This is a genomic window from Hymenobacter terrigena (assembly GCF_054776515.1).
Window position 1 is genome coordinate 144,139 of sequence record NZ_BAAHBU010000004.1, and the last position, 19,336, is coordinate 163,474.

17 protein-coding genes are annotated in these 19,336 nt (G+C 55.1%); 7 read left to right on the forward strand and 10 right to left on the reverse strand.

Annotated features, from left to right (window positions below):
* Window positions 1–105: 105 nt before the first annotated feature.
* A complete protein-coding gene (gene glmM, locus ACYU7Q_RS17165; protein WP_460610669.1) occupies window positions 106–1,503 on the reverse strand; it encodes a phosphohexomutase domain-containing protein in 1,398 nt (465 codons plus the stop codon).
* Window positions 1,504–1,578: 75 nt separating this feature from the next.
* Here glmM and mazG point away from each other — a divergent pair, with 75 nt between their 5' ends.
* The 7 genes from mazG (at window position 1,579) to ACYU7Q_RS17200 (ending at window position 9,041) form a co-directional block, all read left to right on the forward strand.
* Complete coding sequence (gene mazG / locus ACYU7Q_RS17170; RefSeq protein WP_460610670.1) at window positions 1,579–2,436, forward strand: nucleoside triphosphate pyrophosphohydrolase; 858 nt, start codon at window positions 1,579–1,581, stop codon at window positions 2,434–2,436.
* Between the two features lie 285 nt (window positions 2,437–2,721).
* Window positions 2,722–3,585 (forward strand): MotA/TolQ/ExbB proton channel family protein, encoded by an 864-nt coding sequence (locus ACYU7Q_RS17175; protein ID WP_460610671.1) that lies wholly within the window; start codon window positions 2,722–2,724, stop codon window positions 3,583–3,585.
* Window positions 3,586–3,674: 89 nt separating this feature from the next.
* Complete coding sequence (locus ACYU7Q_RS17180) at window positions 3,675–4,307, forward strand: ExbD/TolR family protein (RefSeq protein WP_460610672.1); 633 nt, start codon at window positions 3,675–3,677, stop codon at window positions 4,305–4,307.
* Window positions 4,308–4,360: 53 nt separating this feature from the next.
* Complete coding sequence (locus ACYU7Q_RS17185; protein WP_198069143.1) at window positions 4,361–4,897, forward strand: ExbD/TolR family protein; 537 nt, start codon at window positions 4,361–4,363, stop codon at window positions 4,895–4,897.
* On the forward strand, window positions 4,894–5,721 hold the full coding sequence (locus ACYU7Q_RS17190; protein ID WP_460610673.1) for an energy transducer TonB: 828 nt from the start codon (window positions 4,894–4,896) through the stop codon (window positions 5,719–5,721). Before ACYU7Q_RS17185 ends, ACYU7Q_RS17190 begins: the two co-directional genes overlap by 4 nt.
* A 638-nt stretch (window positions 5,722–6,359) precedes the next feature.
* Window positions 6,360–7,352 carry a PstS family phosphate ABC transporter substrate-binding protein gene (locus tag ACYU7Q_RS17195; RefSeq protein ID WP_460610674.1) on the forward strand — a complete coding sequence of 331 codons (993 nt, stop codon included), beginning with the start codon at window positions 6,360–6,362 and terminating at the stop codon, window positions 7,350–7,352.
* Window positions 7,353–7,406: 54 nt separating this feature from the next.
* Window positions 7,407–9,041 (forward strand): tetratricopeptide repeat protein, encoded by a 1,635-nt coding sequence (locus tag ACYU7Q_RS17200; RefSeq protein ID WP_460610675.1) that lies wholly within the window; start codon window positions 7,407–7,409, stop codon window positions 9,039–9,041.
* 74 nt (window positions 9,042–9,115) lie between these two features.
* Here the strand turns inward: ACYU7Q_RS17200 and ACYU7Q_RS17205 are convergent, their stop codons facing one another.
* From ACYU7Q_RS17205 to ACYU7Q_RS17245, 9 genes are all read right to left on the reverse strand, one after another.
* Window positions 9,116–10,168, reverse strand: a complete 1,053-nt coding sequence (locus ACYU7Q_RS17205) for an RluA family pseudouridine synthase (RefSeq protein WP_460610676.1) — start codon at window positions 10,166–10,168, stop codon at window positions 9,116–9,118.
* Window positions 10,169–10,241: 73 nt separating this feature from the next.
* On the reverse strand, window positions 10,242–10,883 hold the full coding sequence (locus ACYU7Q_RS17210) for an OmpH/Skp family outer membrane protein (protein WP_460610677.1): 642 nt from the start codon (window positions 10,881–10,883) through the stop codon (window positions 10,242–10,244).
* A gap of 41 nt (window positions 10,884–10,924) precedes the next feature.
* Entirely contained in the window at window positions 10,925–11,605 is a 681-nt protein-coding gene (locus tag ACYU7Q_RS17215; RefSeq protein ID WP_460610678.1) for an OmpH/Skp family outer membrane protein, read from the reverse strand.
* A 38-nt stretch (window positions 11,606–11,643) separates the two neighbouring features.
* On the reverse strand, window positions 11,644–14,166 hold the full coding sequence (gene bamA, locus ACYU7Q_RS17220) for an outer membrane protein assembly factor BamA (protein ID WP_460610679.1): 2,523 nt from the start codon (window positions 14,164–14,166) through the stop codon (window positions 11,644–11,646).
* An 18-nt stretch (window positions 14,167–14,184) separates the two neighbouring features.
* Complete coding sequence (locus tag ACYU7Q_RS17225) at window positions 14,185–14,931, reverse strand: undecaprenyl diphosphate synthase family protein (RefSeq protein WP_460610680.1); 747 nt, start codon at window positions 14,929–14,931, stop codon at window positions 14,185–14,187.
* Between the two features lie 132 nt (window positions 14,932–15,063).
* On the reverse strand, window positions 15,064–15,819 hold the full coding sequence (gene porG, locus ACYU7Q_RS17230; RefSeq protein WP_460610681.1) for a type IX secretion system protein PorG: 756 nt from the start codon (window positions 15,817–15,819) through the stop codon (window positions 15,064–15,066).
* Window positions 15,820–15,867: 48 nt separating this feature from the next.
* On the reverse strand, window positions 15,868–16,764 hold the full coding sequence (locus ACYU7Q_RS17235; protein WP_460610682.1) for a DUF6089 family protein: 897 nt from the start codon (window positions 16,762–16,764) through the stop codon (window positions 15,868–15,870).
* A gap of 139 nt (window positions 16,765–16,903) precedes the next feature.
* Window positions 16,904–17,797, reverse strand: coding sequence for an NAD kinase (locus tag ACYU7Q_RS17240; RefSeq protein ID WP_342297074.1), 894 nt, complete (start codon window positions 17,795–17,797; stop codon window positions 16,904–16,906).
* Window positions 17,798–17,878: 81 nt separating this feature from the next.
* Window positions 17,879–19,333: a BamA/TamA family outer membrane protein gene (locus tag ACYU7Q_RS17245; protein WP_460610683.1), complete on the reverse strand. Its 1,455-nt coding sequence runs from the start codon at window positions 19,331–19,333 to the stop codon at window positions 17,879–17,881.
* Window positions 19,334–19,336 lie beyond the last annotated feature (3 nt).

Here is a 19,336-nt window from a genome sequence, read left to right on the forward strand (position 1 = left end):
GGGCGTGGGTGCACCCGGCTTCTTCGGAGTTAACACGATACAAACTTCGGGTTTTTGGCCCACATCTGCCGCCCTTATATACCAGGCAATAAGGTTGGTGCTTGCCTAGGCCTTCAAGGCGATAATTTCCTTGATGTCGCCAATGATTTTCTGGGCCAGATAATCGGCCGTCGCATTGGAATCTGACTCGGCGTAGATGCGAATAATCGGTTCGGTATTGGACTTGCGCAGGTGTACCCACTCCTTATCGAACTCAATTTTCACGCCGTCAATTGTATTCACCGGCTGCTTAGCGTAGCGCTGCTCCATCTTGGTCAGCACGTCGTCGGTGTTAATTTCGGCCGTCAGCTCAATCTTATTTTTCGAGATAAAATAGCTCGGGTACGAGTTACGCAGGCGGCTCACCGTCAGGCCCGTTTTGGCCAGATGCGTTAGGAACAACGCAATGCCCACCAAAGCGTCGCGGCCGTAGTGCAGCTCGGGGTAAATGATACCCCCATTGCCCTCCCCGCCGATTACGGCGTTGGTTTCCTTCATTTTCGTCACCACGTTCACCTCGCCTACGGCGGCGGCCGAGTAGCTGCCGCCGGCCTTCTCCGTCACGTCGCGCAGGGCGCGGGTGCTGCTCAGGTTGCTCACGGTGTTGCCGCCGCCCAGGCTTTTCAGCACGTAGTCGGCCACGGCCACCAGCGTATATTCTTCGCCGAACATCTCACCGTTTTCGCTCACCAGCGCCAGGCGGTCCACGTCGGGGTCCACCACAATGCCGAGGTCGAAGCCGCCTTTTTCCAGCACTTTGGCGATGTCGCGCAGGTGTTCAGGCAGCGGCTCGGGGTTGTGGGCAAAGTCACCGGTCGGCTCGCAGTGTAGTTTCTCAATGGTTGTCACGCCCAGCGCTTCCAGCAGCTGCGGCACGGCAAAGCCCCCCGAGGAATTCACGGCATCCACCGCCACCCGGAAGTTGCGGGCCTTAATAGCTGACACATCCACCAGCGGCAGCGCCAGAATGGCCTTGATGTGCTTCTTCAGGAAGTTATTGTCCGTGGTATACTGCCCGAGCTTGGTCACGGGCGCAAAGTCAAAATCTTCGCTCTCAGCCGACGCCAGCACCTGCTGCCCGTCGGTTTCGGAAATGAATTCGCCGGTTGCGTTCAGCAGTTTCAGCGCGTTCCACTGCTTGGGGTTATGCGAAGCCGTGAGAATAATGCCGCCGGCCGCCTTCTTGGCGGGCACGGCCATTTCCACGGTGGGCGTGGTGCTCAGGCCCAAGTCGCACACGTCGAGGCCGAGGCCTTGCAGCGTGGCCGCCACCAGACGGCTCACCATGTCGCCCGAGATGCGGGCATCGCGGCCGATAACAATCAGCTTGCTGTCGGTACTCTGGGTTTTAACCCAAGTGCCATACGCTGCAGCGTACTTCACCACGTCGAGCGGCGTGAGGCCCTGGCCCACTGGCCCGCCAATGGTGCCGCGAATGCCGGAAATAGATTTTATTAAAGTCACGGAGGTAGTTAATTTGAAAGACCAAAATTAGGCATTAGCAACCGGTTGGCGGCACGGAGTTTTATCTTTGGAATAATGGAAAATACCTCAACTTCGCCTACTGCCCTGCTTACCAGTGCGCGCCGGCCCGCGCAGCTCGAAGCCTTCGGTCGCCTGCTCGACGTGCTCGACCGTCTTCGCACCGAATGCCCCTGGGACAAAAAGCAGACGCTGCAAACCCTGCGGCACCTCACCATCGAGGAAACCTACGAAATCAGCGACGCCATTTTGCGCGACGACCTGCCCGACCTCAAAAAGGAGCTCGGCGATGTCATGCTCCACCTGATTTTCTACGCTCGCATCGCCGCCGAAAAAGGCGCCTTCGATATTGCGGATGTGCTTAATGCCCAGTGCGAAAAATTAATTTACCGCCACCCCCACATTTACGGCGACGTACAGGCCGACGACGAAGAGGCAGTAAAACGCAACTGGGAGCAACTTAAGCTCAAGGAAAAAGGCAATACCACCGGAGTTCTCGGCGGCGTGCCTACCTCGCTGCCCGCACTGGTGAAGGCCATGCGCATTCAGGAAAAAGCCCGGGGCGCGGGCTTCGACTGGGAGCAGCCCGAGCAGGTATGGGACAAAGTGCAGGAAGAATTAAACGAGTTCGGAGCCGAGTACAGCCACGGCAATCCCGACCGGATGGACGCTGAAAAAGCAGCCGATGAGTTCGGTGATTTGCTCTTTTCACTGGTCAATTTTGCCCGCTTCGCCGGCATCAATCCCGAAGAAGCACTAGAGCGCACCAACCGTAAGTTTATCAGCCGATTTCAGTATCTGGAAACGGCTGCTGCGGCCAATAATGAGCGTCTTGCCGACCTCTCCCTGACCCAGATGGATGTGTATTGGGAGGAAGCCAAACGCCGCCCAACTCAACCCCAAGGCAAGGTTTAGCGTTGGGGAAACTTCATCCAACTTTCATTGCCATTCTGGTGGGTGCAGGCAAGTTTTCTTTGGTCAGGCCACGCTTTTTGGTTAGGTTTGCCCAACTAAGACGGCTCGTCGGGTAGTTTAGACTTTGGTAAGTGCTATTTTAATCTCCTCATTACGGGATTATCGATTGTCTTTTTGCCCCTGCCTGCTCCCCTAACCAACTTTTTGCATTTTCTTTACCCACTCAATTCAACTACTTCACTCAATAACCTCAAACACTCCGGAACAATGGAACAGAAAAATGCCATGAATACGAGCCCCCGGCCCGCCGCTACGGCCGCTAAAGCCGAAGCCAAAAGCAGCGGTGGTGCCTCGCTGTTCTCCGTCCTGGTTATCATCCTGGCCTTCGTCATCAGCTATTGCGTTTACAAATTCGTGTTCGGTGATGCCAGCCACTTCCAGGGCGGTAACAACGAAAACAACCCCAACCCCGGCGATTACCTCGGTGTGGTATTCAAAGGTGGCTTCATCGTACCCTTCCTGATGACCATGTTCCTGTGCGTTATCACCTTCTCGATTGAGCGCATGCTCACCATCGCCAAGGCCAAGGGTTCGAAAGGCATCGAAAGCTTCGTACGCACCGTGCGTCAGAAGCTGAACGCCAACGACATCAACGGCGCCCTGGCTGCCTGCGACGCCCAGAAAGGTTCGGTTGCCAACGTGGTGAAAGCCGGTCTGATGAAGTACAACGAGATGACTCGTGAGCGCAACATGACCACCGACCAGAAGGTACTGGCAATCCAGAAAGAAATCGAGGAAAGCACCGCTCTGGAGCTGCCCATGCTGGAGAAAAACCTGGTTATCATTTCGACCATCGCTTCGATTGCAACCCTGACCGGTCTGCTCGGCACGGTATTCGGCATGATTCGCGCCTTCGCCGCTCTGGCGCAGGCCGGTACTCCCGACGCCGTAGCTCTGGCAAACGGTATCTCGGAAGCACTGATTAACACGGCTCTGGGTATCGGTACCTCGGCCCTGGCCATCGTGGCTTACAACTACTTCACCAGCAAAATTGACGAGCTGACCTACAGCATCGACGAGGCTGGCTTCAGCATCATCCAGACGTTCGCTGGCCAGCACGGCCAGACCACGGCTACCCAGACGGTTTAATCCCGTTTGCGCAGCTACCGGCTGATGCACTAAAACGCGGGGCGATTCGTTCTTCGGAATGAGTCGCCCCCTTTTAACCCCACCTCGCAATGCCCAAAGTAAAACCGCACCGTACCTCGCCGTCGCTCGATATGACGCCGATGGTGGACCTGGCTTTCTTGCTGGTGACATTCTTCATGCTCACCACCAAGTTTGCCCCCGAAGAGACTGTGGTGGTGGACACGCCGTCATCGACTTCGGAGCTTAAATTGCCCGAGAACAATGTAATTACGCTTACCATCGATAGCAAGAAGCGCGTCTTCTTTGGTGTGGATGCTCCGCAAACCAAGATTCAGGCATTGCAGAAAGTAGGCGCTAAATATGGCGTAAACTTTACCGCAGCTCAGGCCAAGGAGTTCAGCAATTTGCCCAACTTTGGCCTGCCCATCAGCCAGCTTGGCTCTTACCTGAACATGGCCAAGGAAGACCGCAAGCAGGTGAATGCCCAGCAACCCGGTGTTCCGCTCGACTCGCTTAATAACCAGTTGATTGACTGGGTACTGGCGGCTCGCACGGCCAACCAGGCCATTTTCCACAAGCCTACTTACATCGCTATCAAAGGCGACGGTAATGCTGATGTACCCACGGTGCAGCAGGTTATCAAGGTATTGCAGGAGAAGGATATCAACCGCTTCAACCTCATTACGGACATGGAGAACAAGCCCGTAGCCGCTGCCAAATAATATTGGTTGCTCCTACTGCTTCAGTTTCTAATCTCCTCACTTAACTAAATCCCATGGCAGAAATTCAAGGCAAAGCCGACTCCGGTGGAAAAGGTGGGAAGAAGCGGGCCAAGAAAATGTCGACCAAAATCGACATGACCCCAATGGTGGACTTGGCCTTCCTCCTGCTCACCTTCTTCATGCTGACCACCACCTTCGCCAAGCCCAACGTGATGCAGCTCACGATGCCGGTGAAGAAAACCGACGATGTGGAGGACACGAAAATCAAGGCCTCGCAGGCCATGACCATCATCCTCGGCAAAGACAACAAGGCGTATTACTACTTCGGTCTGAATACGCCCAACGACAAAACCGTAGCCAAGCCCGAGTTGAAGGTGACAAACTTCGCTGCCAATGGCATTCGGCAGGTCCTGTTGGACCGCCAGCGCCAGAAGCCGGAGCCCATCATCCTCATCAAAGCCACCGAAGACGCCAAGTATAAAAACATGGTGGACATTCTGGACGAGATGAATATCACGAACCAGAAGAAATACGCGCTGGTGAAGGTACCCAAAGACGACCTGGACCTTATTAAAGACTCAGCCCTATGATGGACAATGCGCAAATTGCCAAGGCCAGCTTAAACGACATCGTTTTTGAAGGCCGTAATAAGGCATACGGTGCTTACGTACTGCGTCGCTTGTATCAGCGGCACGTTACCCGGGCACTGATTATTGCTACGTCGGTATTCGCGCTCCTCGTGTTTTTCCCGCTCATCGCTCAGTATCTGAAAGACAAGATGCCGAAAGAGCCCGCGAAGAACCTCAAGGAGAACGTGCTGATGGACGCTCCTCCCCTGGATGAGACGAAGCCGCCGCCCCCCCCTCCTCCCCCCGAGGCTCCGCCACCCCCTCCCCCCAAGCTTACCACTATCAAATTCACCCCTCCGGTGGTGAAAAAGGATGAGGAAGTGAAGAAGGAAGAGGTTCCGGACCAGGAAGAGCTGAAAGACAAGACGGTAGCCACCGTAACCGTAAAAGGTAACACGGATGCTCCCGACCTTTCTGAACTCTCCGGCACCGGCGACAAAGTGGTTGAAGAAGTAGTTGAGAACAAAGTCTACACCTACGTAGAACAGATGCCTCAGCTGCCCGGTGGTGGTGGTAACGCCGCTATCGTGAATGCTATCCAGAAGGCGGTGAAATACCCCCCGCTGGCGCTTCGCAACCAAGTTGAAGGTCGCATCTTCGTCAGCTTTACGGTGAACCCGCAGGGCGACGTTTCGGATGTGAAAGTGGTAAAAGGCCTTGGTTCGGGTCTTGACGAGGAAACGATTCGGGCGGTGAAAACCCTGCCTAAGTTTATCCCCGGTAAGCAGAACGGCCGTGCAGTAAGCGTTTCGTTTACGGTACCGATTACCTTCAAAATTCAATAGGTTTTAATTCGGAGCTGATTCGAATTAGTAAAAACCCTGGATTGAGCTTCATGGCTCGGTCCAGGGTTTTTTATTACACGCATGCCCTGTACAAGGTGAGGAATCTCGCTATTCCAAATACCATTAATAATGGCACATCGTTGTAAGAGACTTAACTCATAGAGGGCTAATGACGTTTCCTAAATAACTCGTTCACGAAGCAGGTAACGGCATACATCCGTTGAAAGCCTGAAAACGCTGGCTTCTATGAAAAGCAGCTATTTTTCAGCTTTTTTGTAGGCCGGTTCAAAAGCTTCATTCTGGCAAGTCGAACCTTTACCCACCTTTTCTGGGTTTATTATATATTCATTCCTGAATTCTCCTGTTTATGCTCAACCTACCAACTACCGAGGAGCGGCTCGGCAAGTCGCCCCAGCGGCTGGTGCGTTACTTTGTGCTCCTGATGGCCTTGGTTTACATGGGGCTCGGAATATGGCTATGGTGGTCGGCTAATAGCCCTTCTGCCGGTACAATCATTCAGCTAGGCCCAATAGCCCGTCGGGTTTTAGGTACCGTTTTCATCCTGTATGGACTGCTCCGTTTTAGTCGGGGTTATCAAGCACATTTTCGCAAACAACCAACTTCAGATTCTGACGATAATGACTAAGCGCGCTCACTTTTTAACTGCTGGCGTTATGGTGCTGGCCGGAGCTATTACCATTGCCTCCTGCAATGGCCCAGGCTCGCCAGGAGCCCAGGATACGCCCACCAGCGGGAATGTCGCAGTGAGTGTCGATGAAACATTTGCGCCCATTCTGCAAGCGCAGATAGACACGTTTGCCAAGCTTTATCCGAATGCTCACGTCAAGATGAGCTTTCAGCCGGAGGAAAAGGTGATGCTGGACCTCATCAACGATAAGGTGAAGCTGGCCGTGGTATCGCGGGAGTTGAATGCGGAAGAGAAAGCCGACTTTGCCAAGCAAACCATTGTGCCGCGCACTACGCGCATTGGCATCGATGGCCTGGCTATCGTTCTCAATCGCAGCAATCCCGATTCGCTGCTGACGGTGGCACAGCTGGCAGATATTTTCACGGGCAAAACCAGCAACTGGAGCCAAATCAGCGGCAAGAAGGGGCTAGCGGCTATCAATGTGGTATTCGATGCGAACCGGAGCAGCACGACGCGTTTCGTGCGCGACTCGGTGACGCATGGTGCCGCCCTCACCAACCGGGTTTTTGCCGCCACCTCGAACCCCGCCCTACTGGATTATGTTGCAACCCACCCCAGCGCCATCGGGGTGGTGGGCGTGAACTGGATTTCGGACCGGGACGACCCCGCCGCTATGAAGTTTGCCAACAAGGTACGGGTGGCCAGCATCACGGCCCGTCCCAATCCCAAACCGAACGATTACATCCAGCCCTACCAGGTGTATCTGGCGGAAAAGACACCGGAACAACTGGCCCAAGACCCGGATTTGCAGAATTACCCGCTCCGGCGCAACCTTTACGTCATCAGCCGGGAAGCGCGGGCAGGATTAGGCACAGGGTTTGCATCTTTCGTGGCAGGCAAGAATGGGCAGCTGATATTCCAGAAGTCGGGATTATTACCGGCTCAGATGCAGGCCCGAATTATTACCACGCCTAAACTGTAAACGCGTTTTTCGCGTAACATTTTCTCATTGCTTTTTCATCCTTTTTCTTCTCCTATGAGTTTCAAGCCCTGGAAACAGCCGCTGCTCGCTGCCGTTGCGATGGTGGCAGGTACTACGGCGGCCACCGCCCAAAACGTGCAAACCGCCCAACGCGACATTGAGTTGGGTCGGTATAACGAAGCCCGTGCCATCCTGCGCCCCGGCTCCACGCCCGAAACTGCTTTCGAGCTGGGCCGCCTGTATCAGATGCGTGACATGCCGGATTCGGCTGCGTACTTCTTCAACAAAGCTGCTGGCTCCACTCCTTTTGGTCAGGTAGCTGCTGGCCGTGCATTACTGGCGAAAGGCCAGGTTGCTCCGGCAGAGGCTCAGTTTGATGCCGCCGCCAAGGCGACCAAGAACAAGGACACCAAGGTGTTGACAATGATAGCCCAGGCCTACGGTGAGTCTGATGGTAAGAATACCGGCAAGGCTCAGACGTATCTGGATGCTGCTCAGGCCGCATTCAAGAAAGATGACCCGGCCCTGATGGTAGCCCGTGGCGATGTGTTCTTGCACTCCGACCAAGGCGGCGGCGAGGCCATGACCAGCTTTGACCGGGCCATTGCGGCCAACCCCAGCTACGCCCAGGCTTACTACAAGAAAGGCGCTTTGAGTGTGCGTTCGCGCAACTTCAACGCGGCCCGTGAGAGCCTGAACAAGGCTGTAGAGCTCGACCCCAGCTATGCTCCGGCTTACCGTGAGTTGGCGGATATGTACTACTACGCGGGTCAATATGACCTGGCACTGAGCAGCTTCCAGAAATACACTAGCCTCGCCGAGAAATCGCCGGCTACCGATGCGCAGTACGCGTCGTTTCTGTACCTGACCAAGAAGTACCCAGAGGCGCTGACGGAGGTAAACAAGGTGTTACAGGTTGACCCGAACAACCTCACCATGAACCGCCTGAAGCCATACCTGTTGTATGAAACCGGTGACTTTGCTGGTGCTTCAACGGCCATGGATACATACATGAAGGTTGCTCCGGCCGATAAGGTTATCCCGGAGGACTTGGCTTACAAGTACAAAATCATGAGCAAAACCGGTAAGGGCACAGAGGCCATTGCCGGCATCAGCGAAATCATCAAGAAAGACCCCAGCAAGGCTTGTGACTTCCAGAATGATTTGGCGGCCATCTATGCCAACCAGAAGGATTACAAAGGCGCAGCCCGCGTATACAGCTACAAGCTGACCAATTGCAAAGGCGACTTGACTGACCAGTTCCGTTTGGCTACCGCCCTCACTGGCGACAAGCAGTACACCCGTGCTGACAGCGTTTATAACATCATCCTGACGGCTAAGCCCACGTATGGACCTGGCTACCTGGCCCGGGCTAAGGTAAATTCGTACCTCGACCCCGAAGCCAAACAAGGCTTGGCCAAGCCGTACTACGAAAAATACATCGAGCTTTCGAAAGCTGAGGGCGCTGACCCCACGAAGTTCAAAGAAGGCGTGGTGGAAGCCAATGGCTACCTGGGCGTGTACAGCTTCCAGAAAGGCGACAAAGCCGCCGCCAAAGGCTATTTTGAGCAAGTGTTGGCTATGGACCCGGAGAACGTAGGTGCTAAGAACAACATCAAGATTCTCAGTGCTCCTACCAAAACCACCACCAAGACCGCAACGAAGACCACCACGGTTAAGAAGAAGTAATTGCTCTGGCAATTATTGTAAAAAGGCCCCTTCGCAGTTGCGAAGGGGCCTTTTTTTGCAGTGAATTATGGTCTTTAGTTAGCCCAGGCTCGCCATTTTTCCAACACAGCAGCGAAGTCCTCCGGCAGTTCTGCTTCAAAGAGCAAGTGTTCGCCGGAAGTGGGATGCACGAAGCCAAGGGAGCGGGCGTGTAGCGCCTGGCGCGGCATCAACTGAAAAGCATTTTCTACAAATGCGCGGTAGGTTCCATTATTCTGGCCCACGCGAATCCGGTCGCCCCCGTAGGTTGCATCGGAGAACAAGGGGTGGCCGAGGTACTGCATATGGGCGCGAATCTGGTGGGTGCGGCCGGTTTCGAGTACGCAACGCACCAGGGTTACGGGGCCGAAGCTCTCCAGCACCTCATAATGCGTCACAGCGGGCTTTCCTTGCTCGCCACCGGGATAGACGGCCTGCACCTTGCGGTCGCGCACGCTGCGGCCTATATGGCCCGTTATGGTGCCGGTGGGGCCGGGCGGGGTACCCCACACCAATGCCAAATAGCTGCGCTGGATGGTATGGTGGAAAAACTGCAAGGACAGGTGTGTCATGGCAAATTCGGTTTTGCCGATAACCAACAAGCCCGAAGTGTCCTTGTCGATGCGGTGTACAAGTCCGGGTCGGATTTCTCCATTACGCCCCGTAGGCAGGTTGGCGAGGTGATGCGCCAGCCCGTTTACCAGCGTGCCCTGCCAGTGGCCGTATGCCGGATGCACGACCAAGCCGGCCGGCTTATTCACGATGAGCAGTTCCGCATCCTCATAGCGAATATCGAGCGGCATTTCTTCCGGTATCACTTTGCCTTCCCGCGGCGGCTCAGGCAATGTGACGGTAATAACATCCTGCGGCTTCACCCGGTAGTTGGGCTTTACGGGCACTCCGTTTACCTCCACAGCCAGCGCCCGAATGGCTTCCTGCACCTTGTTGCGCGAAGTGTTGCGCAGCCGGTTGTGCAGAAACTTATCTATCCGCAGCATCTCCTGGCCACGGTCTACTACAATGCGATGGTGCTCGTAAAGCTCATCGCCCCCGCCCTCGTCGGCCTCACTGTCGAGCAGCTCATCCCCTTCAAATTCGTCGTCTATCATTTCCCAAAGTAGTGGTATATGAAAAAAGCCGGAGCGAGTGCTCCGGCTTTTTTAGGCAGGCGGCGGTTGCCGCTTACTTCTTGGTTTTGGTCTTGCTCTTGTTCACACCAGGTGCCACCGGAGCGGTGGTAGCCGGCGAGGCCGGACCCGATTTGATGGGAGCCGCAGCGCCGGGGGTGATGCCCATTTTCTTCAGCACGAGGTCCGAGATGTCACCATCCTTGGGAGCGTGCAGCAGCAGCGGGCTACCGCCACCATCCGAATTGAACACGTAAGTGAAACCGTTCTCGTCGGCTACGAGGTCAATGTTTTTCTGCAGTTTGTCCAACGCAGGCTTCAGCAACGTCTGCTGCTTCTGCTGCAGCGACTGCTCGGCGGTGCGCTGGAACTCCTGAATGGACTGCTGCAAGCGCTGCAACTCCTTTTCAGTATCCGCTTTCACCACTTCGGTCATGGTGCCCGATTTCTGCTGGTAGTCCTTCACTTTGGTTTCGAACTCGGAGCTTTTGCTTTTCAGCTGGGCGGCAAGCTGGTCGTTGTAGGTTTTGAGCTCCGACTCAATCTGCTTGCTTTCGGTCATCTGGGATAACACGTACTGAACATCGGTGTAACCAATTTTCAGGGGGGCCTGGGCCTGCGCAGAAGTGGCAGCCAGGGTTCCGGCGGTCAGCAGAGCGGCGGCGAGCGTCAGACGAAAGATTTTCACGAGATTCATCAAAAAGGAAAAGGGTCAGAAAAATATTGGGGCAAAGGTAATTACTTCTTATTAGTCGGACGCGTAGGCTTGGTTACCGGCTTGGTACCAGGCGCAGCTTCGGGCGTGCCCGAGTCCGATTCAAAGTTAGGGTCTACCGGAGTCTTGGGCGGGGCCACCGTCTTCACTGCGCCTTTGGGGCCGGGCTGGTTGCGGTCTTCAGCACCCAGACCCAGCTCTTCGAGCACAAATTCGGTGTAATCGTGCGCCGGATTAGTGTAAAGCATGGTCAGGTCACCGGATTTATCAAAGACCACGGCCAGCGCCTTCTTCTTGGCCACCTTTTCCACGGCCTCAAACACCTTATCCTGCACCGGCTTGTTCAATTCCTGGCGCTTCTTAAACAGCTGCCCTTCGTAGCCAAACTGTTTGTTGCGGTAGGCTTTCAGTTCTTGCTCCTTCAGCAAAATTTCGTCCTGCCGCTTCTTCTTCATGGCCTCCGTCAGTACTACTTCTTCGTTCTGATAGTTCCGATGAAGCTTGTCGAGGTCCTTCTGCTGGGCTTCAATCTCTTTCTGCCAGGTATCCGACAGCAGGTTTAACTCCTGCTGAGCTTTGGCATACTCCGGCATTTTAGCCATAATAAACTCTGAATCGACCCAGCCAAACTTCTGGGCGTGGGCTTTCGGGGCAACAACAGTCAGCAACAACAAGGCCAGTAGCAGGCCGCCAAAGTTCTTCATACGGGAGGAAACGTGAAACTCCGCTCGCTAGTGCCTTGCTAGCGAATTTGCTGGCCAATGATGAAGTGGAAGTGGTTGGGGTCCTGCTTGGTGCCGGCGGGCGTGCCCACCGGCGGAATGACGGAGTCGAAACCGTGGCCGAAGTCAAAGCCCAGCAAACCAAAGGCCGACATGAAGATACGAGCACCTACCCCAGCCGAACGATATAGCTTGTAGGGGTTGTAGTTCTGGTAAGAGTCGAACGCATTACCGGCTTCAGCAAAGCCCAGCACGTACACCGTAGCGGCCGGGTTGAGGCTGACGGGGTAGCGCATTTCCAGCACGTATTTGTTGAAGGCGATGCCGCCGGCCTGGTTGGCCTGCGCCGTAGGAATGGCGAAGGCTGCATTGGGGTCGTCGTAGCCGCGCAGGCCCACGTAGTCGGTACCCACCAGGTAGTTGCCGCCGCCGTTGTAGCCCAAGCCCGCACCGCCCATCTTAAACCGCTCAAAAGGTCCAATCTGGCGGTTCGAGTTATAGGTACCCAAGTAGCCGAAGTGTGCCCGGGTGTTCAGCACCAGCTTGCCCACAATTGGGGTAAACCACGAAGCATCGAACATCCATTTGTGGAATTCAATCCACTGGTTGTTGCTGGGGTGGTCTGGGTTAAGCAACGAATAAGGCGGCGTGAGGTTCACGCTTAGACTCAGCGACGAACCCCGACGTGTGTAAGTCGGGTTGTCGATACTGTTGCGAGCTAGCGTGGTATTCAACGTAATGTTGTTGAACGTGCCCGTAGCTGCGCCGGCAATAACCGCATAGTTCTGCGTCTGGTATTGGCTATACGACAGCGAGTTGCTGAGCGTAAAGTAGTCATCCGGCACCCGCAGCTGGCGGCCCAGGCCTACTGTGGCACTGTTCACCTTAATGAACTGGTCCGAGGCGGCATCTAAGGCCGCGCCGGTGCGCTGCACACTGTGGTTCAGGCTGAACGAGAACGAGTTTGGCCGCCGGCCACCCAGCCAGGGCTCGGTAAACGACAGCGAATACGCCTGGTACTGCAGACCGTTGGCCTGCACGTTGAGCGACAGGCGCTGCCCGTCGCCGGCAGGCACTGGCGTCCAGTTGCGCAACGTACCGGCTTTGCGCAGCGAAAAGTTGTTGAACACCAAGCCCACCGTGCCAATAAAGCCGGCATAACCACCCCAGCCGCCCGAAAGGGTCACTTGGTCCGAAGGCTTCTCTACCACCGTGTAGTTGATGTCAACTGTGCCATCGGCCTGATTGGGAATGGGATTGATGCCAATTTTTTCAGGGTCAAAATAGCCCAAGGTTGCAATTTCCCGCTGGGAGCGAATGAGCAGTTCCCGGTTGAATTTATCGCCGGGCAGCGTGCGCAACGTACGGCGCAACACATGGTCGCTGGTTTTGGTATTGCCCGAGATGTTAATGTCTTTGATGTGCGCCTGCACGCCTTCGTTCAGGCGCATTTCGATATCAATTGAGTCGCCTTCAACCTTGGTTTCCACCGGGTCGATGGTGAAGAACAGGTAACCGTCGTTGAGATACAGCGAAGAGATGTCCTGCCCGGTCGGGTTGTAGTTCAGCCGCTTATCCAATATCTCTTTGCTGTAAGTGCTACCCGGCTTAATGCCCAGTACGTTGGCCAGCGTCTTGTCGTCGTAGAGGTAGTTGCCGTTCCACGTAATGTGGCGGAAGTAATATTTTGGGCCTTCGTCTACCTTAATGCGCAGGGCTAGGCCTTTTTCGTCGCGCGTCAGCGTATCGCTCACAATGGTCGCGTCGCGGTAGCCCTCAGCGTTGTAAAACTCCAGTAGCTTCTTTTTGTCCTCTTCGTATTCGCTACGTTGGAACTTACCGGGAGTCAGGAATTTATAAGGCTTACGCTCCTTAGTTTTCTTCAGCTTGCCTTTCAGCTTACGGTCGGTAAAGGCTTTGTTGCCTTCAAAGGCAATTTCGTGGATGCGCACTTTCGACCCTTTATCCACGTCAATGCGCAGGGCCACGCTATTCGACAAGCTCGAATCGGCCACCTGCACAATGTTCACCTTGGTATCTAGATAGCCTTTGTTAACGAAGAACTTACGCACTTGCGTCCGTGCGTTGTTCATCAGGGCATCCGTTACCACCTTGCCCCGAATTAGCGTAATCTTCTTGGTCAGGTCCTCGGTTTGGCCCTTTTTAATGCCCGTGAAAGTGAATTTCGACAGGCGGGGCCGCTCCTTCAGATTATAGTCAAGGAAAATCTTATTGCCCTCGATGCGGGCTACCGTCACGCTCACGTCGCCGAGGATGCCTTGGGCCCACAGCTTGCGAATGGATTTACCAATTTCTTCGCCCGGAATGCTGATGGGGTCGCCCACGCGCAAGCCAGTCAGGCCAATCAGGGTATTGGGGTCGAGGTAACGGGCACCGCTGATAGTGATGCCACCCAACTCATACTTTTTGGGTTCATCGGCTCCGGCAGTTCCCGGCTGTTGCGCCTGCGCGTGAATCGGCTGAGCTACCAAGCCTGCCAACACAGCCACCACAAGCGCACACTTGATAAAAAAATTACGCACAATAAACATTACAAAGGTTTAAGATACAGTGATTTGCTCACTGGTTTTACCAAACCGCCGCTCACGGCGCTGATACGCCCGAATGGCCTCCTGGAAATGCTCCTTCCGAAAATCCGGCCACAGCAAATCGGTGATGTACAACTCAGTATAGGCCAGCTGCCATAGCAAAAAATTACTGATTCGCTGTTCGCCACTGGTTCGGATAAGAAGTTCCGGGTCCGGCATTTTAGCCGTTACCAAATAGTTCGCCACCGTAGCCTCGGTCACTTGGCTGGGCTGGAGGTGGCCGGTGGCTACATCAGCAGCCATCCGTTTAGCTGCCTGGGTAAGGTCCCAGCGGCCGCTGTAGCTTAGGGCGAGTACCAGCGTCATGCGGGTACCGTCTTTGGTTAGCTCCATTGCCTCGGCCAACTCACGCTGGCAATTTTTAGGCAACGTAGCCAAGTCGCCAATGGCTTCCAGGCGAATGCTATTTTTCAGCAGCGTAGCCGTTTCCTGCCGAATGGTGTGCACCAGCAATTGCATCAATGCCATCACCTCCAGCGCCGGGCGATTCCAGTTCTCCGTCGAAAATGCATACAGCGTCAGAAAGCGCACGCCCAATTCGGCCGCTTCCTCCACGGTTTCGCGCACAGCCGTGATGGCGCTTTGGTGACCAAACACGCGCAAGCCTCCGCGCTGCTTGGCCCACCGCCCATTGCCATCCATGATGACGGCTACGTGGGCGGGAATATTTTGAGTATCTATTTCGGCCTTGCCGGTCATCTTTGCGGTTTCGCTAAAAGAGCCCGCAAGTTACGGAAATGGTTGCATTTAGCAGTTGAACACCAATACTGGCTTTCCACTATATACCGCTCCTGTTTATACTGAAACCATTTATCAGAATGAGGCTAACACCTACTTTAGCAGCCTCTTATTTTTCTTATACTGGTCGGGACAGCGTATTTTATAGAACGTATAGGATAAGCTGACCCCGCTATAATAATACCAGTCCTGGTCATGAACATTTACCAACAGCGGGTCTTGCATACTCAAATGGTCGAGTTGGTCGGTAAATGTTTTGCGCGCCCCTACTTCTAGGCCCAGATTGAGGTGTTCCGAAAGCGCATACTTTATGCCCACTCCGGCCGGAATAGCCAGCCCTAACATGCTGCCTTTCTGATTAAAGCTTGCCTGTAGAAGCGGGTTATTGGATACCGTAGTGGTATTGGCATAAAATCCGGCCAAGCCGGCGAACAGATACGGGGTGAAATGCACCTTATCGGTTCGGTAATGATAATCCATGAAGTTATACTCCACTACCGCCGATGCTTCGAGCACGCTGCCTTTGGTATTGGCTTGTCGGTAATTCTGGAGCGGAGGCACTCCCCCATTCACGCCCGTCACGTTATCATCGGCACCTCGCAGGAAGCCAGCCGTGAAACCTCCTCGTAAGGTGATGGGCACCGATACATCCTTGCGGTAGAAAGCAGTAAAGGCCGGTCGGCTATTTTGCAGCTGAAAATCGGGAGATATTTCGCCCCGATAATTGGTAGCGCCAATACCGATGCCTATTTCGCTGGTGTTTTGAGCATTAGCCGAAACACAAAAAAACGTACTCCCCGCCTGCACAAAGCAAGCGAGGAGTACGTTTTTGAAACCTGAATTCGTCATTTAATAATTGCTGACTCGGAAGAAGAAACCTAAGCCAGCAGTCGCTGGCTAGCGGAATTTGGGGTTCTTGATACGGGGCGTCAAGATGTAGTTCAATGTTACACCTGTTACGATGTACCAGTCAGTTTTATTGCCTGAGTCGCCACGCTGGCTTCCACCTGGAGTATTCTGACCCGTGAAGTTATTAAATTCTCCCGTCTGGCTCTTAGTAATAGTGTTGCCAAAATACGTAGCAGCGGGACCAGAAAGTTGCGACAGGGCAGCGTACTTACCGCCTACGTCATCGATATAGTCGGTGAACGTTTTGCGCCATCCGATTTCGAGGCTTGCATCAAAGTTGCGGTTGATACGATAGCGGATACCGCCACCAAAGGGAATTGAAATCTGGGTTTTGCTATACGCAGTGGCTTGGCCTTCCGTTTTGAGGTCGGCCAAAGATACATAGCTCCCGTCGGTGTAAAGGCCTTGGGGATTGTTGTAGAAACCAGCTACGCCAGCGAAAACGTAAGGCACGAAGTCCGGGCGCTTGAGGTAGTTATTGCGGTTTTCGATGAGGTCAACAATAGCAACAGCAGAAGCTTCAAAAATATCGTTCCGGAAGTTCATGTTGCGGTTGTAACGGAACCGCGAATCCGCACCGTTCTGGTCAGCTGCCAAGGCGTCATCGCCCGAAATACGGCCGTACGTCAAACCGAAACGGCCCGACAAACGTGGATAGAAGCGACGGGTGATGGAAACACCAGCTCCAACACGGGTAGCGCCCAAGCGCAGGCTTGAGAAATTCGTGCTCGGCGTAATATCGCCGAAGTAGTTCATCGCGTTCAGGCTGAAACCGATGGAGTTATACTGCTTGCGCTTGCTGAACTGCTGGGCATCTGCATCCGGCGTAGCCACCAAGGCCAATCCGAGCACAAAGGCCGTGGAATAGGTGAAAATATTTTTCATAAGGCAACTAAAAATGAGGAGACTTGGTGCAGTGGTTGAGGGCAGTGCGGAGAGCGCACAGTTTCAGACGGTGACAAAAGTAGGGCTAATCGGGAACTAAAAAAAGTTTCGACAATTTTTTCAAAAAAAAACTCTGTTTTCAGACCTGAATGCCGGCGGGATTGCGACGGTCGAGGCCCCAATTCAGCTTGCTGCGCAAGGTACTGAGGAAGTTAACGTGATTGAGTTTCACTAAACGAGCATTAAAAGCTTCTCGGCGAACGGCAATCTGAACGGACGCTTCGACGGGTAGGGAGCGGGAATCGAGTGCCAGCATGTAGCTGGAGCTGCGGCCTTCAATTTCGAAGGAAATCACGCTCTGGTCCGACACCACCAAGGGGCGAACATTCAGATTGTGGGGGCATACGGGAGCAATGATAAAATTGTTTGTCTGGGGTAGCATTACCGGGCCGCCACAGCTGAGTGAGTAGCCGGTGGAGCCGGTGGGCGTAGCTACCACGAGTCCATCGGCCCAGTAGGAGTTGAGGTATTCGCCGTCGATGTAGGTATGCACGACAATCATGGACGAGGTGTCGCGCTTGAGGACGCTGAACTCGTTGAGACCGAAATTGAGGCTGCCGAAGACGTCGGGGTCGGTGTCGACGCGAATCAGGCTGCGTTCTTCAATGGTGAAATGGCCTTTGAAAAGGGCATCGATGGCTTGGGAAATGCGGTCGGGGGTGATGGTGGCCAAAAAGCCCAAGCGGCCGGTGTGGATGCCGAGAATTGGAATCTGGAGGCTGCCAACATAGGTGACGGTGTCGAGCAGGGTGCCGTCGCCGCCGATGCTGAGCACGAACTGGACGCCGCGCAGCGAGTCGCCGCGGTGGAACTCGGTGGTGCCTTCGGGAAGGCGCAGGCGGTTATCGAGGAAGGTGCGGAAGGCTTCACCAATGCGGACTTCGGCCCGGCGGGCGGCCAAATCGTCGAGCAGGGCCTGAATGGCCGGGGCGGCTTCGTCGTCGAAAGGCTTACCGAAAATGGCGATTTTCATGCGGAGGAGAAAGCGGATTACGTAATCAGGCGAGCGGGTTTACGTAACAAATAAATAATCAGAGTGACGAGAACGAAGCGCCTAAATCGGGAATTCGGCCCGAAAAAAGTAGCCGGTTTGTCCTAGTCCGTTGAGCGTGTACTCGGCAGTGAACACCCGGTCATAATAGGTGACGAGGTGCAGGCCGACGCCGACGGCACTCAACAGCTGATTGGGCAGGCGGTTTTGGGGCAAGGGATGAGGGGCAACGACGTAACCGGCATCGGCAAAGATATTGAGGTAGAGGGCGAGCGGGATGGTGTTGACCTTTGGATTGTCGATGGATTGCAGCCGGATGGGCTGGGGCCGCAACAGCGGGTACGAGACGCCCTGCTGCACAAGTGCATAGTGCCGACCGTCGATAACGTACTGGTCGTAGCCGCGTACCAAGTCATCGTAGCCGAGGGCGTGGCTGTCGGCGTAGGCAAGCTGGCGCGTGAGGCGGGCCTGCCCGGTGAGGCCGACGCTGTAGTAGAACTGGCGGCCCAGGGCCAGGTAGCGGGTATAATTGAGGTGCAGGGTGGTGATGCTGGGCGTGGTGCCGTCGAGGAAAACGCGGTGCGTGAGCGCGGCCTGGGCATACTTTCCGGTGAGTGGGTAAGCGAAGGTGTTGCGCTGATTGCGGGTGCTGGTGAGGTTCAGGTCGAGGTATTCGCGCTGGGTGCGGCCGAGGTAATAGGTGGGGTTGTGATAATTGACGGAGTCGCTGATTTGCTCGCGATGGTAGGAAACATTGATGGCCGTGAGAAACTGGACGGTGTGCCGGAAGCGCAACCCGCCCGTGACGTAGAAGCGCTGGATAGGAAAGCCATCATCGGCCCGGAACGGGGTGAGGCGGTCGGCCAGGGTCCGATAGTCGAGGGAATGGCTTTGGTAGTAGGACGCGCCCACGCCGAGGCCCAGCCGCCGGTAGTGGCCCAGGCCGGGCGCTTCGTAGAACAACTCATACTTGCGGTTGAAACCCAGCTGGAGATTGGCGATGAGCTGCTCGTTGCGGCCACGAAAATTGCTGCGCACAACGTGTACGCCGTAGTCGACGCGCCGCCAGCGGTCGGAGCGGTCGAGCCAGGAGCGCAGGTTGCGGTCGGCCAGCGAGAGAATGGGCACCGGGAAGGTGTACCATCGCTCCTGCACCCCAAACACGATAAGTAGCCGGCCGCCGGTACAGCTGGCTTGCACTACCACGGCATGAAAGAGCTGAAGGTTGAACAGCCGGCGGCGGTTGGATTCGAGACGAGCCGGCAGGTCGGCCAAGGCGAGGGTATCGCCTTCGTGAAAGTCGAGCTCCGCCCGTAGAATACGGTCTTTCGTGACGGCGTTGCCCGCGAAAAGAATGGTGCCGACGGGTGCCCGCTCAATACCGGGGCAGGGCACTATCCGCACGAGCGTATCGGTGGGCGCTACCACGGGGCGCAAGGCATGGGGCAGCGTATCGGCCTGAGCCGGCCCTAGACTGGCCAGCAGCAGCCGCAACGAGAGAAGGATTCCGAACAGCACCCG